Genomic DNA, 14,194 nt, shown 5'->3' on the forward strand with positions numbered 1-14,194 from the left:
TCGAGGCTCGGACGGCCGTCGCGCTCAGGCGCCCGTGGCCACCGGCCGGGCCGGGTCGGCGACCCACTCGCTCCACGAGCCGGCGTACAGCGCCGCGTCGAAGCCCGCCAGCCGCAGGGCCAGGACCTGGTGCGCGGCGGTCACCCCCGACCCGCAGTAGGCGGCCACCGGCCGGTCGTGGGTGAGGCCGAGGCCGGCGAAGCGGTTGCGCAGCTCCTCAGGGGTGCGCAGCCGTCCGTCCGGGGCGCTGTTGTCGAAGGTGGGCGCGGAGAGCGCGCCGGGGATGTGACCTGCGACGGGGTCCAGGGGCTCGACCTCGCCGCGGAAGCGCTCCGGGAGCCGCGAGTCGAGCAGAAAGCCCTTGGCGGCCGCGTCCGGGACCTCGTCTACCGCCAGCACCGGCATGCCGCCGGGCACGCCGGCGAACCCGCCCGGGGCGACGGGTGCGCCCGGCCCGGTCTCCACCGGCGCTCCGGCCCGCACCCACGCCTCGTAGCCGCCGTCCAGGACGCGAACCGCGGGGTGGCCGTAGTGGCGCAGCATCCACCACAGGCGGGCGGAGATGGTCGCGTCCCGCTGGTCGTAGACCACCACGGGCCGGTCCTGGTCGATGCCCAGCCGCCGTGCCGCCGCCAGGAACGCCTCGGTGTCCGGCAGGGGGTGGCGCCCCCGGGGGCCGGGCGGTGCGGCCAGGTCGGCGTCCAGGTCGGCGCGGACGGCTCCGGGGAGGTGGCCGGCCAGGTAGCGCTGCTCGGGCGTCGGGCCCTGCCCGCCCCAGCGGAGGTCGACCACGGTGGGCGGCGCCGCGTCCGCGAGGAGTGCGCGCAGTTCGTCGACCTGGATCAGCGGGTCCGTCCGGGACATCTCGCTCCTCTGGCTCTCTGGCTCGGGCACGGCGGGTACCACTCCCGCCCACGTCATCATGGCAGCGACAGGGGCGTCCGGCGGCCCGGGGGAGACGAACGAGGGCACGGCCCCCGCGGCCCCCGGTGCCGTCCGTCGTCCCGCTCTCACGGCCTCGCCGGTACCGGTACGCCCATGATTTCCCGGGCCTGCCGGGTCGGGGTCAGGCCCAGGCGCCATGCCTGCCAGCCGTACTCCAGTTCCACACCCCGGTTCAGGACCACCCGGAACGCCTCCGCGCAGTCCTCCAGCTTCGCGTCCCGTGTCGGATGGCCGGCCTCGACCAGGTCGGCCAGCTCCTGCTGGGCCACCACCGTGCCCACCTCGACGCCGCCCGGCGAGGCGTACGGCAGCAGCGTGCAGCGCAGGAACCGGGCCCAGTCCGCACCCCGCGCATCGCCGTACGAGTCGAACAGCACGGCCGCCTCACCGCACAGCTCCAGGGCCTGCGGCGCACGCTGGTTCCCCGCGTCGATCAGGGCCAGCTCCAGAGCCGTCCAGGCCTCCCCGTGAGCGACCCCGATGCGCCGGAAGTCGGCCCGCGCGTCGACCAGCAGCTGGCGCGCGAACCCCGAATTGCGCAGGTTGCCCGTCTGCGCGGCCCGCTGGTCGCGGGTGACGCGCCCCGAGTGGTGGCGGGCGCAGGCCAGCCCGTACACGTCCCGCATCCGCGAGAACATCGTGCGGGCCCGCTCCAGCTGACGTACCGCCTGATCGGTGTCGCCGGCCTCCTCCAGCGCCTGGCCCAGGTAGTAGAGCGTCCACGCCTCGCCCCGCGCGTCCTCGCTGTCGCGGTGACGGGCCAGGGCCGCGTTCAGCTGCTCGACCGCGGGGGCCGGATCGCCGTCCAGCAGCCGGGCCCGGGCCAGCTGGGTCAGCGCCCACGCCTCGCCCCGCTCGTCCCGGGTCCGCCCGTACAGATCCAGGGCGGTGCGCAGCGCGGTCTCGGCCCGCTCCACATCGCCCATCCGCAGGAGCACCTGACCCAGCTGGAACTGCGTCCACGCCTCCCCGTGCAGCGACTCGCCCTCGCGGTGCAGGACCAGCGCCGTGTCCAGCAGCTCCAGCGCCTCGGCCAGGTGGGCCCGGTCGCGCTCCACCGCGGCCAGCGCGTGCAGCGACCAGGCCCGGTCCTCCGCCTGGGCCGCCGAGGACTGCAGCTCGATCGCCTCGCGCAGCCGCGCCGCCGCCTCCGTCAGGTTGCCCTGGTGGTGCAGGGTGATGCCGAGCGAGCACAGCGCCAGCGCCGTACCGGAGTCGTTCTGCGCCTCGCGGTACAGGCCGACGACGGACGACAGCGTGGTGCGGGCCTTGTCGAGCTCGCCGAGCTGACGGGCCGCGATACCGGTCCGCCACTGCACCGACCGCTCCAGCAGCCCCTGGTCGATCGCCTGCGTCAACTCACTGATCTCGCCCAGCCGGTAGAGGTCGCCGCGCAGCAGGCAGTAGTCGCAGAGCGCGCCCAGCAGATCGAGCACCGCGCCCTGGTCGACGCCCTCGCTGTGCCGCAGCGCGGACGTGATGAAGCTCGACTCGTCGTCCAGCCAGCGCAGCGCCGCGTCGAGCGAGCCGAACCCGTGCGGCCCGAACTGGCCGGCCCGGGTGGACATCTTGCCGTCGACCATGCGGATCACCGAGCCCGCCAGTTCGGCGTAGTTCGCGATGAGCCGTTCCTGTGCGGCCGTGCGGTCCGCGGCCACCTCCTCGTCGTTCAGCCGGGCCAGGGCGAAGCCCCGTACGAGATCGTGCAGGCGGTAGCGCGAGCCGCGCACGTGGTCCAGCAGACCGGCCCCGGACAGGGCGGTCAGCAGCCGCCCGGCCTCCTGCTCGTCGGCCGACAGGAGCGCTGCGGCAGCGGCGGCGCCCAGGCTGGCACGACCGGCCAGCGCGAGCCTGCGCAGCAGCCGCCGGGCCTGCTCGGACTGGTCGGTGTAGCGCAGCCACAGGGCCCGCTCGACCGGTGGGACCGGCCCGTACGCGGCCAGGTCGGCGGCCAGCGTGCTCGGGGTGCGCTCCCCGAGCGAGGAGCCCGCGATCCGCAGGGCCAGCGGCAGGCCGCCGCACAGCTCGGTGATCGCCTCGCTCGACGGGTAGTCGTACGGGCCCTGCCCGTCCTCCTGGGACGCCTCGCGCAGTAGCTCCTCCGCGCCCGCCGCGTCCAGCGCCCCGACCTCCAGCTGATGCACCCGGGCCGGCAGGGACTCCGGCAGGTCGAGCGGCTCGCGGGCGGTGACCAGCACCAGGCTGTCCGAGCGCTCCGGGATCAGGGTGCGGACCTGCTCGGCGTCGCTCGCGTCGTCGAGGACGACCGTCACCGGGGTGCCGGTCAGGTGCTGGTGGTACAGCTCGCTGAGCCGGCGCACCTGCTGCTCGGCGGACGAGCTGTCGCGGAACAGCAGCTGTTCGCGGGGGGCGCCGAGCCGGTTCAGCAGATGCAGCAGCGCGTCCCGGGTCGGCAGCGGCGGCTCGTCGTCCGCGCCGCCGCGCAGATCGACCACGCACGCGCCCCGGAACTGGTCCTTCAGGCTGTGCGCCGCCCGCACGGCCAGGGTGGTGCGCCCGGCGCCCGGAGGTCCGTGCAGTACGACGACCGTCGGCTTCGTCTCCGTCGACGCGCGGGCCGCCTGCACCCACTGGGCGATCCTGGCCAGCTCGGCCCGGCGTCCCGCGAACTCACCCTCAACGGTGGGCAGATGGCTGAACGACTGCTCCAGGAGCGAGCGCATACGGGCCGCCGCGCTGCGGTCCGCGCCGCGCAACTGCGGTGCGGACCGGTCCGCGGCGGCCTTCTTCTTCGCCGGGGTGCGGGACGAGGCGGTCAGCATGCGCTGCTGGTCGACGAACGGGCGGATGCCCCGTACCTCCAGAGCCGTCAGCCACTGGAGGCGCAGCTGCTCCGTGCCGCCCGGCTGCCCGAGAGCTCCGGCCCGGCGGTGCGCGGCCGGCCAGTGCGAGGCGGTGACCTTGACGACGGTGGCGGTGGTGCCCGCGACCGCGACGACGGCGCCGGCGCCGAGCGCCAGGCCGGATGCCGTGCCGAGCGCCACGTCCGCGCCGAAGGCCGCCGCTGCGGCAACTCCCGTAACGAGTAACGGTGTTGTCAGCGTTGCCCGGCTGAACCGCTGGGCCAGTGACTGCTGCCCGGCATCCGCGGCGTCGAGTGCCTGGGTGTACGCGGCGTACTCCTCGCCCGCCCCGGCCGCCAGCGAGTCGAGCGCGGCGCGGCCGCGTGCCAGCAGCGTGCCGGGGTCGGTGCGGCCGCCCGAGCGGCGCACCTCTTCCTCCACGGCCCGTGCCAACAGCCGTTCGGCTTCCGCCCGATGGCTGTCCCGCATCCGCATAGATCCCCCTCGGTTCCTGCCTTCTCGGCCGGTTCGCGTCCGGCCGCACGAACCACCAGTCTCCTGCCTGGGACCGGTGCGCAACAGGGAGTCTGCGAGACTGCGCCGACAGTCCCATGGAGGAAGCGGAGCGCAGGATCATGACCGACCGCGGCAACGGCGAACCGGCCGACGGGTTCGCCGCCGCCGAATCCGACGGGCCCCGGCACGCGGCGGGCGGCGGACACGGTGAGCGGTCCGGGCCCCGGCACGCGGCGGGCGGCGGACACGGTGAGCGGTCCGAGCCCCGGTATCCGGCGGGCGGCGGACACGGCGAGCGGTCCGACGCTGCTCTGACGGCCGCGATACGCGCGGGCGGCGACGCCGGGGCGACGGCCGAGCTCTACCGGCGCCACGCTCCCGCCGTCCTGATGTACGCCCGCGCCTGCTGCCGCGACCCGCACACTGCGGAGGACCTCGCCTCGGAGGCGTTCGCGCGCACCGTCCAGACGGTCCTCGACGGCAAGGGCCCTGTCGACGCGTGGCGCCCCTACCTCCTGACCGTCGTACGCCGCACCGCAGCCGACTGGGCCGAAGGCGCCCGCCGGGTCGATCTCACCCCTGGTTTCGGGTCGTGGCTGGACGCGGCGGCGCAGCGCGGCGGTCCGGACCGGGCGAGCCGTGAGGAGACCGGTGAGGAGCGGGTGGTGCGGGCGGAGAACGGCGGCGTCGTGGCCCATGCCTTCCGGTCGCTGCCCGAGCGCTGGAAGGCGGTGCTCTGGCACTCCGTGGTGGAGGAGGAACCCGCGGCGAAGGTGGGAGTCATGCTGGGGCTCACCCCCAGCGGGGTGGCCTCCCTGACTGCCCGCGCCCGGGAGGGGCTGCGGGAGGCGTATCTCGCCGCCCATGCCGGGCAGGGCGCGGCCGACGAGGAGTGCCGGCGGTGCAGTGCCCGGCTGGCCGCCTCGGTGCGGCGTGTCCGCCCGCGCAGGGACACCTACCTCGACCGGCACCTGGAGCACTGCGGCCGCTGCCGTGCGGCGGCCCGGGAGCTGATGGACCTCAACCAGCGGCTGCGCGCGGTGCTTCCGGCAGCGGTCCTGCTGTTCGGCGCTCCGGCCTACATCGAGGCGCGTGCGGCCGCGGCGACGGTGACGGCCGGCACCGCGCCGGCCGGGGGAGCGGGCGCGGGGGCCGTCGGCGCGAAGGCCGCCGTGCTCGCCGTGGCCGCGTCGGCCGCCCTGCTCGGGGGATGGCTGCTGTGGCCGGGCGGTGGTGAGCCGGAGGCGCGGCCGCCCGCCGCGCGCGACACGCCCGCCGCGGCCCCTGCGGCGCCCTCCTCCACCGTGAGCCCGTCGCCGGCCCCGTCCATGGTCCCGCCTGTCACCCGGGGTCCGTCCGCGGCCCCCTCCTCCGCGGCCCCCTCCTCCGCGGCTGCCGGGACCACCAGGGCGGCGGCGCCCGCCGCGGACGCCGTCGGCGGGCCCAGCAGGCTGCGCTTCGTGTCGACCGGTGCCTGCATGGAGATCCCCGGTGGTACCACCCGGACCGGTGCGCGGCCGGTGGAGGCCGCGTGCGACGGCGGGTCGTACCAGCGGTGGGTGCTCCTGGAGCCGTTCCGGGGCGACCGGGCGCGCGCCCAGGTGCGCAACGAGGCGACCGGGCTGTGCCTGACGCGCTCCGGTAGTACGGAGGACCACGCGGAGGTGACCCAGTCGGGGTGCGAGGCCTCCCGGGAGACCCAGCTGTGGAACCTGTGGACGGACTCCGCCACGGGCGAGGCCGCCCTGCGTGACGGCGGTGGTACGCGGTATCTGGGCCTGGTCGAGTGGGCGAAGGCGGACAAGGGCCAGGCGCACGGGCCGGCGCTCGGGACCACGCGCTACTACTACGGCTCCGACTCCATGAGGTTCCGCTTCGAGCCCGCGTTCCTGGGGGAGCAGTAGGACCTGCCGCACCCCAGGTAAAGGATCGGCAAAGTCGCGGGATGCCGGACGGACGGCTTCCTCTTTTCCTTCGGAAGCACTTCCGAAGGAAAAAGGACCTCATGAAGACATCCGCTCTTGGCCGCATCGCTCTGGTCTGCGGCGTTGCCGCGCTCGCCGGGGGCATCGTCCCCGCCACGGCGCACGCGGACGATGCCCCGGTGAAGAAGAAGATCCTCCCCGTCCTGGTCGAGTTCAGCGACAGCACCTTCCAGCACCCGGACCAGGTGAAGGCGAGCACGCCGGACACGTACTTCGGGACGAAGACGGACTCGGTCGCCTCGTTCTTCAAGGAGATGTCGCGCGGGAAGTTCGCCTACGTACCGGCCGTCAAGGGGCAGATGGCCGGGCCCGTCACGCTGCCGCTGACCGCCGCGGGCTGCAACCACGGCAAGATCAACACGCTGACCCAGGAAGCCCTCGCCAAGCAGGGTCTGGTGCGGGGCGAGGACTACGACAGCCTGTCGATGGTCTTCCCCGCGCAGAAGACCGGCTGCGCCTGGGCCGGCCTGGCCACGGTCCCCGGCCCGTACAGCTGGATCAACCTGTACGGCACCGCCAGCGGACTGGGAGTCGTCGGCCACGAGCTCGGCCACAACCAGGGCTTCGGCCACCAGGGCCGGGCGATGTGCACCGACGGCGACCTGGTCAACTGCAAGGACGACGGCACCAGCGCCAAGTCGATCATGGGCGGGGGCGGCCCGGCGGCCGGCTTCTCCGCACCCGAACTGATCCGCGCCGGATGGCTTTCCGGCAGCGAGGCCGTCAAGGTCGCCAAGTCGGGTACGTACACCCTGCGTTCCCTGCACGGCGAGGGCAGCGGAACGCGCGCCCTCGACATCCCGATGGGCGAGGACCGGCTCGTCGTCGAGTACCGCCACGCGGCGGGAACCGTGGACGGCCGGATCGAGGGCGTCCACGCCTACCGGGTGCCCAAGGACGCCTACGGGTCCTCCTCGCTCATCGACCTGACCGAGGAGAACGAGACCGCCGGCAACTCCGCCCCGGCCGACGCGGACGCCGTCACGGCCCTCACCGACAAGGCGAGCAAGGTCTCCCTGAAGGTCCTGTCCTCCGGGGACGGCAAGGCCACCGTCAAGGTCGCCCTGAACGGCGAGAGCCTGGCCGCCGAGGTGTCCGACGACAGCACGAAGAAGGCCGTGAACCCGGAGCACACCGCCTCGGACACCGACGCCGGTGACGGCGCGTCCGCAGCCCCCGTCCCCGCCGCCGGTTCCGGCACTGAGGCGCAGAGCGGCGACGCGGCACCGGCCGCCGCCGGCGACTCCGCCGATCTCGCCGCCACCGGCGCCGGCCCCGGCACGCTTCCGCTGGTCGCGGGCGGAGTCGCTCTGGTCGTCGTCGGCGGCGTGATCGTGCTGGGCCGGCGCCGCAAGCGCGCCTGACCTCGGCGCAGCCGGCCGCCTGCCCGCCACTGCCTGCCCGCCATCTGCCCGCCCGTCCGCCACCCGTCCGCCGCCCGTCCGCCCGTCGTCACGCGGACGAACGGCGGTGGCGGGGCCCGCGGAGCGGGGGAGGCCGCGCAGGCCCGGCCGGTACGCTTCCGGGGTGATGGAGCACACCGGGCAGGAGGGGCGGCGGCCCGCGAACGACGGGCCGAAGGCGGCCGCCCGCAACCGGGCCGCTCTCGTCGCCGCCGCCCGTGAGGTCTTCTCGGAGCACGGTCTTGAGGCGCCGCTGTCCGCGATCGCCCGCAGGGCCGGGGTCGGGCAGGGCGTCCTCTACCGGCACTTCCCGGACCGGACCGCCGCCGTGGCCGCGGTCCTGGAGGAGAACGTGCGGCAGATCGAGCAGGCGGCCGACGCCGAAGGCATGACCTTCGCCGATGTTCTCGGGGTGCTGACCTGGCACCTCGCGGAGTCGGCGGCCTTCATCGGTCTTTTACACGCCGTCCGGGCGGGCGACCGGTACGGCATCCGCGCCCACGCTCTGGCCCTGTCCGCACGCGTCGAGAGCGCCCTGCGACGGCACCTGCCCGACGGCCACCGGATCGCCGCCGCGGACGACCTCATGCTCTCGGTCGCCATGGCCTCCGCCGCCATCACCGGCGCCACCCACCAGGAGCGGGAACAGCGGGCGCTGGCCGCGTGGCGGCTGCTGGGCGTGGACGTCGGACCGGTGCGGTCCTACGGCGGTTGAGCGGCGTCCGGGGTCAGCCGCCGTTGGACTGCCGGATGCCTTCGGCGAGTGCGTCGAAGGTGTACAGATACCCGCCGTCGGGGCCGCTCACGGTCATGTACGCCTTGGTCCCGCCGGGCGTGATGGCCACGTTGGTCGCCGACTCCAGACCCTCGGTCCGCGAGGGCAGTTCCACCGTCGCCAGCCGCTCGCCGTGCCGGTCGTACACCGCCATCGCGGGCCGGCCGTGCAGCCCCTGGTAGAGGTTGCCGTCGGCGTCCACGGCGATCGAGTCGGTCTGGGCGATCCCGCCGTCGACGCGGATGGCGGTGTGACGGGAGGTCACCTTCCCCTCCCCGTCCAGGCGCAGGTAGGAGATCCGGTCCTCGGTCAGCTCGCTGAACCACAGCCCGCGGTCGTCCAGGTCGAACGAGATCCCGTTCGGCGCGGCGAGGTCCTTGGCCAGGACGGTGGCCTTCGTGCCGTCGCGGCTGATCCGTACCACCCGCCCGTGCGCCTCGTTCTCGGACAGGCCGCGTGTGTCGCTGACGTACAGATTGCCCGCCTCGTCGAAGGCGATGTCGTCGGGGTTCATCTGCGCCCCGTCGACCTCGCCGGAGAAGAACGTCCGCTTGTCTCCGCCGCCGGGGGCCAGGCTCACGATCTCGCCGTGGGAGAAGTCGCTGAGGTAGAGCCGGCCGTCGTACGGGCTGAACTGCGCGGAGGTGTAGGTCCCCCGGCCGTCGGTGTGGACCGACCGGAGGGTCTTCTTTCCGACATTGACCCGCATGACCTTGGGTTCGCCCTCGGGGGCCGTGACGTCGACGACGAAGAGCCCGCCGTCCTTGCCGAACGTGGGCCCCTCCAACAGCGTCATACCGGTCTCGTCGTGCACCTGGGTCAGCCGCATGAACTTCTGCGCGTGGATGGTCCTGCCCGCGCCGGTGGAACTCGCCGCCTCCGCCCCGGCGTTCGCGCTCTCTGTGCCGCAACCGGTGAGGACCAGCGTGCCGATCGTGGCGAGCGCGGCCAGGGGCCGGGCCGAATGTCGCTGCATGGAATCACTCTTCCTGTCCGCTGCGAGGGTTCCGCAGAAGGCGCCGTATGACGCACCGGAGGCACGAACGTGCCCTGGCCGAATGGCATCGCCCCGCCGGAACTCAACCGGACAGTGTTGTCCGGTCCTTGTTACCGTAGCGGACGGCCGCTCGGACCGGGCGGCCCCACCGCCGAGGAGCGAGCCCCCACATGACGAACCCTCACGAACCGTCCCCCCACGAGCTCGACGCGCTGCGCAAGCGCTACCGCCTCGAACGCGAGCGGCGTGTCCGCCCCGACGGCGCCGCCCAATACCGCGACGCCGACGCCGAGTTCGGCTACTACGCCGCCGACCCGTACACGGAGGGCGTGGAACGCGCCCCCCTCCAGGACACCGTCGACGTCGCCGTGATCGGTGGCGGGTTCGGCGGCATCCTCGCCGGTGCGCGGATGCGGCAGCAGGGGGTGGATCGCATCCGGATCATCGAGAAGGGCGGCGACTTCGGGGGCACCTGGTACTGGAACCGGTACCCGGGTGTCCACTGCGACATCGAGTCGCACGTCTATCTGCCGATGCTCGACGAGACGGGCTACGTACCGGAGTGGAAGTACGCCCCCGGTGAGGAGATCCGCCGCCACGCGATGCGGATCGCGCGCACGTCCGACCTCTACGAGGACGCGCTGTTCTCCACCGGAGTCACCGCTCTGACGTGGGACGAGACCACGGAGACGTGGATCGTGGCCACGGATCGCGGTGACGCCTTCCGGGCGACGTACGTCGTCACCGCCACCGGCACCCTCACCGACCCGAAGCTCCCCGGGATACCCGGCATCGAGGACTTCGAGGGCCACACGTTCCACACCTCCCGGTGGGACTACGCCTACACCGGCGGCACCCCCCAGGGCGGCATGACCGGCCTCGCGGACAAGCGCGTGGGCATCGTCGGCACCGGTGCCACCGGCATCCAGGTCATCCCGATGCTGGCCGAGGACGCCGCACATCTGTACGTCTTCCAGCGCACCCCCTCCACCGTGGACGTACGGGCCAACCGCCGCACCACCGCGGGGGACGTCGGGGCGGACCGCGAGGGCTGGGCCCGCGAACGGCGTGAGAACTACCTCCGCATCGTCTCCGGCGAGAGCGCGGACCAGGACCTCGTAGCGGACGCCTGGACCGCATCGGCGGGCCTGCTGGAGAAGCTGCTGCCCAGCTTCCGGCGCCAGGGCGACCGCGAGGCCTTCGAAGCCGTCTACGAGGTGGCCGACGCCGCCAAGATGAACGAGCTCCGCACGCGCGTCGAGGGAACCGTCACCGACCCGGAGACGGCCGACAAGCTCAAGCCCTGGTACCGCTACGCCTGCAAGCGCCCCACCTTCTCGGACCTGTACTACCCGGCGTTCAACCGCGGCAACGTCACCCTGGTCGACACGGCGGACACCCACGGCATCGAGCGTGTCACCGCACACGGCGTCGTGGTCGGCGGCACGGCGTACGAACTGGACTGCCTCGTCTTCGCCACCGGGTTCAACGTCGGGACCTCCGGCATCCACTCCGGCAAGCTCCCCGTCCACGGCCGGGACGGCGTCCAACTGCTGCACACCTGGGCGGGGCGGGGCCCGCGCACACTCCACGGCCTCACCTGCCACGGCTTCCCCAACCTGATCCAGATGGGCCCCCTCCAGAACGCCAGCAGCGTGAACTTCACACACGTCCTGGACGAGCAGGCGGTCCACGCGGCCGCCCTCGTCGCCGCCGCCGAAGGCGAGGGAGCGTGCATCGAGCCGTCCCGCGAGGCCGAGGACGCCTGGCTCGCCACCCTGGCCGCGGACGCCCCCGACCACGAGTGGTTCCACGCCGAGTGCACCCCCGGCTACTACAACCGCGAAGGCCGCGGCCGCCCCAACGGCCCGGGCGGCTACCCGCACGGCGCGGTCGCCTTCCACCAGCTCCTGGAGGACTGGCGCGACACATCGATGAGCGAAGCCCTCAGGCCCAGGACCGCCCCTCGCGCCTGACGGTGCGCGCGACCGGACTCCCGTACCGGCTCGGTTCGGCCGGGCGGGGCGCAGTCCGTGCGGTCTCCACGGCACGGATGGACGCTGTGAGAGGCTGGGTCGCATGAACCGGTTGGCTGGTGTGACCTCGCCTTATCTGCTTCAGCACGCTGACAATCCGGTCGACTGGTGGCCCTGGACGCCGGAGGCCTTCGAGGAAGCGCGGCGGCGTGACGTGCCCGTGCTGCTGTCGGTCGGCTACTCGGCGTGCCACTGGTGCCACGTCATGGCGCACGAGTCCTTCGAGGACGAGGCCACGGCGGCGTACATGAACGAGCACTTCGTGAACGTCAAGGTCGACCGCGAGGAACGTCCGGACGTGGACGCCGTGTACATGGAGGCGGTGCAGGCGGCGACGGGCCAGGGCGGCTGGCCGATGACCGTCTTCCTCACCGCGGACGCGGAGCCGTTCTACTTCGGTACCTACTTCCCGCCCGAGTCCCGGCACGGTCTGCCGTCGTTCCGTCAGGTCCTCGAAGGCGTGGCGGCGGCCTGGACCGACCGCCGGGACGAGGTCGGCGAGGTCGCCTCGCGCATCGTCCACGATCTGTCCGAGCGCACCCTCGCGCACGGCGGAGAAGGACTGCCCGGAGAGGCGGAGTCGGCGCAGGCGCTGCTCGGGCTCACCCGCGAGTACGACGAGAAGCACGGCGGCTTCGGCGGTGCGCCCAAGTTCCCGCCGTCGATGACGATCGAGTTCCTGCTGCGGCACCATGCCCGCACCGGGGCGGACGGCGCACTTCAGATGGCGGCCGACACCTGCGAAGCGATGGCCAGGGGCGGGCTGTACGACCAGCTGGGCGGCGGGTTCGCCCGCTACTCGGTGGACCGCGAGTGGGTCGTCCCGCACTTCGAAAAGATGCTTTATGATAATGCGCTGCTTTGCCGCGTCTACGCCCATCTGTGGCGCTCCACCGGTTCGGAGCTCGCCCGCCGGGTAGCGCTGGAGACCGCCGACTTCATGGTCCGCGAACTGCGCACGGCCGAGGGCGGTTTCGCCTCCGCGCTCGACGCCGACAGCGAGGACGCGGACGGCAGGCACGTCGAGGGCGCCTACTACGTCTGGACGCCCGCGCAGCTGCGCGAGGCGCTGGGCGAGGAGGACGCCGTGTTCGCCGCGGAGCTCTTCACGGTGACCGAGGAGGGCACCTTCGAGGAGGGTTCCTCGGTGCTCCAGCTCCCGGTGGCGGACGCCACGGACGAGGCCCGCGCCGCCGATGTGCGGGCCCGGCTGCTCGCCGCCCGTGAGCTGCGGGAGCGGCCCGGGCGGGACGACAAGGTGGTCGCGGCGTGGAACGGGCTGGCGATCGCCGCGCTCGCCGAGACCGGGGCGTACTTCGACCGGCCCGACCTGATCGAGCGCGCCACCGAGGCCGCGGACCTGCTGGTGCGGCTCCACATGGGCCCCGTCGCCCGGCTGGTCCGCACCTCGAAGGACGGCCGCGCCGGAGCGCACGACGGGGTGCTGGAGGACTACGCCGATGTCGCGGAGGGCTTCCTGGCCCTGGCCGCCGTCACCGGTGAGGGGGCCTGGCTGGAGTTCGCCGGCTTCCTGACGGACATCGTGCTCCAGCACTTCACCGGCGAGGGCGGGCAGTTGTACGACACGGCGGACGACGCCGAGCAGCTGATCCGCCGCCCGCAGGACCCCACCGACAGCGCGACCCCGGCGGGCTGGACGGCGGCGGCCGGTGCACTGCTCTCGTACGCCGCCTACACCGGTTCGGAGCCCCACCGCACGGCTGCCGAAGGCGCGTTGGGCGTCGTGAAGGCGCTGGGCCCGCGGGCGCCGCGGTTCATCGGCTGGGGGCTCGCGGTGGCCGAGGCGCTGCTCGACGGACCGCGCGAGGTGGCGGTCGCCGGGCCGGTCGGCGGCCGGCTGCACCGTACGGCCCTGCTGGGGCAAGCGCCCGGTGCGGTGGTCGCGGCGGGGGAGACGGCGGGGTCGGAGTTCCCGCTGCTGGCGGAACGCCCGATGCTGGACGGAGTGCCCACCGCCTATGTGTGCAGGCGCTTCGTCTGCGAGGCGCCGACCACCGACCCGCAGGAGCTGGCCCGCGCGCTCAGCGGCGCCGGGGGCTGAGGTTCACAGCCGCAGGCCGCCGTCCAGCATGTTCAGCGCCTCGTCGATCATCGTGATCAGGTCGCCCTCCTGGCCGTGCTCGCCCCAGTAGAGCGTGACCTCGCGCAGCGCGCCCAGCACCGCCGCGATGAAGACCCGGATCTGCAGGTCGTCCGCGCTGCGGCCGGCGCGGTCGGCGAGCACCTGGGAGAGCACCTTCGCCGTGTCCGACATGGTCTCCGTCATCCGGGCCCGGATGGCGGGGACCTCCACCATCAGCCGGGTGCGCCGGCGCAGTTCCTCGTCCTCCGCGGTGACGAACGACGTCAGCGCCTCGCGCATCATCAACCGCAGGGATTCCAGTGGGGGTTCGTCCAGCGGGCGGCTGCGGAGCACGGCCTCCATGATCGGGTCGTACTCGTCGGTGAGGACGATGTCCTCCTTGGTCGCGAAGTACCGGAACACCGTGCTGGGCGACACCTCGGCCGCCTCCGCGATCTGCTCGATGGTCGTCGCCTCGTAGCCCTGCTCCTGGATGAGGCGGTACGTCGCCTGCCGGATCGCGACCCGCGTCTTGAGCTTCTTGCGCTCGCGCAGCCCCATCGGGGGCTGTGTGCCGGGTGCGGTGAAGGAGGGGATACGGGGGGTGGCGGCCATGGTCGCCATTGTCGGGCATGGCCGTGCCCGGACAT

At 73.5% G+C, this 14,194-nt stretch carries 9 protein-coding genes; 5 read left to right on the top strand and 4 right to left on the bottom strand.

Annotated elements, in window-relative coordinates; translation table 11 throughout:
* Positions 1 to 24: 24 nt before the first annotated feature.
* Together ACIBJG_RS14785 and ACIBJG_RS14790 are read right to left on the bottom strand one after the other, a co-directional pair.
* On the bottom strand, positions 25 to 864 hold the full coding sequence (locus ACIBJG_RS14785) for a sulfurtransferase (RefSeq protein ID WP_399307868.1): 840 nt from the start codon (positions 862 to 864) through the stop codon (positions 25 to 27).
* 146 nt (positions 865 to 1,010) lie between these two features.
* On the bottom strand, positions 1,011 to 4,238 hold the full coding sequence (locus ACIBJG_RS14790; RefSeq protein WP_399307869.1) for a tetratricopeptide repeat protein: 3,228 nt from the start codon (positions 4,236 to 4,238) through the stop codon (positions 1,011 to 1,013).
* A gap of 146 nt (positions 4,239 to 4,384) precedes the next feature.
* Here ACIBJG_RS14790 and ACIBJG_RS14795 point away from each other — a divergent pair, with 146 nt between their 5' ends.
* From ACIBJG_RS14795 to ACIBJG_RS14805, 3 genes are all read left to right on the top strand, one after another.
* Positions 4,385 to 6,169, top strand: coding sequence for a sigma-70 family RNA polymerase sigma factor (locus tag ACIBJG_RS14795; RefSeq protein ID WP_399307870.1), 1,785 nt, complete (start codon positions 4,385 to 4,387; stop codon positions 6,167 to 6,169).
* 101 nt (positions 6,170 to 6,270) lie between these two features.
* Complete coding sequence (locus tag ACIBJG_RS14800) at positions 6,271 to 7,614, top strand: hypothetical protein (RefSeq protein ID WP_399307871.1); 1,344 nt, start codon at positions 6,271 to 6,273, stop codon at positions 7,612 to 7,614.
* Positions 7,615 to 7,777: 163 nt separating this feature from the next.
* Positions 7,778 to 8,368 carry a TetR/AcrR family transcriptional regulator gene (locus tag ACIBJG_RS14805; RefSeq protein ID WP_399307872.1) on the top strand — a complete coding sequence of 197 codons (591 nt, stop codon included), beginning with the start codon at positions 7,778 to 7,780 and terminating at the stop codon, positions 8,366 to 8,368.
* 13 nt (positions 8,369 to 8,381) lie between these two features.
* Here the strand turns inward: ACIBJG_RS14805 and ACIBJG_RS14810 are convergent, their stop codons facing one another.
* Positions 8,382 to 9,404: an SMP-30/gluconolactonase/LRE family protein gene (locus tag ACIBJG_RS14810; RefSeq protein WP_399307873.1), complete on the bottom strand. Its 1,023-nt coding sequence runs from the start codon at positions 9,402 to 9,404 to the stop codon at positions 8,382 to 8,384.
* A gap of 191 nt (positions 9,405 to 9,595) precedes the next feature.
* Between ACIBJG_RS14810 and ACIBJG_RS14815 the strand changes: the two genes are divergently transcribed.
* Both ACIBJG_RS14815 and ACIBJG_RS14820 read left to right on the top strand, forming a co-directional pair.
* A complete protein-coding gene (locus ACIBJG_RS14815) occupies positions 9,596 to 11,401 on the top strand; it encodes a flavin-containing monooxygenase (RefSeq protein WP_399307874.1) in 1,806 nt (601 codons plus the stop codon).
* 103 nt (positions 11,402 to 11,504) lie between these two features.
* On the top strand, positions 11,505 to 13,523 hold the full coding sequence (locus ACIBJG_RS14820) for a thioredoxin domain-containing protein (RefSeq protein ID WP_399307875.1): 2,019 nt from the start codon (positions 11,505 to 11,507) through the stop codon (positions 13,521 to 13,523).
* A 3-nt stretch (positions 13,524 to 13,526) separates the two neighbouring features.
* Here ACIBJG_RS14820 and ACIBJG_RS14825 read toward each other — a convergent pair whose 3' ends face one another.
* Positions 13,527 to 14,159 (bottom strand): TetR/AcrR family transcriptional regulator, encoded by a 633-nt coding sequence (locus tag ACIBJG_RS14825; RefSeq protein WP_399307876.1) that lies wholly within the window; start codon positions 14,157 to 14,159, stop codon positions 13,527 to 13,529.
* Positions 14,160 to 14,194 lie beyond the last annotated feature (35 nt).

The organism is Streptomyces sp. NPDC050422 (assembly GCF_044458665.1).
GTDB lineage: Bacteria > Actinomycetota > Actinomycetes > Streptomycetales > Streptomycetaceae > Streptomyces.

Coding starts and splice junctions, on each gene's coding strand:
- ACIBJG_RS14785 (WP_399307868.1), bottom strand. CDS start 864: ATGTCCCGGACGGACCCGCTGATCCAGGTCGACGAACTGCGCGCACTC.
- ACIBJG_RS14815 (WP_399307874.1), top strand. CDS start 9,596: ATGACGAACCCTCACGAACCGTCCCCCCACGAGCTCGACGCGCTGCGC.
- ACIBJG_RS14810 (WP_399307873.1), bottom strand. CDS start 9,404: ATGCAGCGACATTCGGCCCGGCCCCTGGCCGCGCTCGCCACGATCGGC.
- ACIBJG_RS14825 (WP_399307876.1), bottom strand. CDS start 14,159: ATGGCCGCCACCCCCCGTATCCCCTCCTTCACCGCACCCGGCACACAG.
- ACIBJG_RS14790 (WP_399307869.1), bottom strand. CDS start 4,238: ATGCGGGACAGCCATCGGGCGGAAGCCGAACGGCTGTTGGCACGGGCC.
- ACIBJG_RS14800 (WP_399307871.1), top strand. CDS start 6,271: ATGAAGACATCCGCTCTTGGCCGCATCGCTCTGGTCTGCGGCGTTGCC.
- ACIBJG_RS14820 (WP_399307875.1), top strand. CDS start 11,505: ATGAACCGGTTGGCTGGTGTGACCTCGCCTTATCTGCTTCAGCACGCT.
- ACIBJG_RS14795 (WP_399307870.1), top strand. CDS start 4,385: ATGACCGACCGCGGCAACGGCGAACCGGCCGACGGGTTCGCCGCCGCC.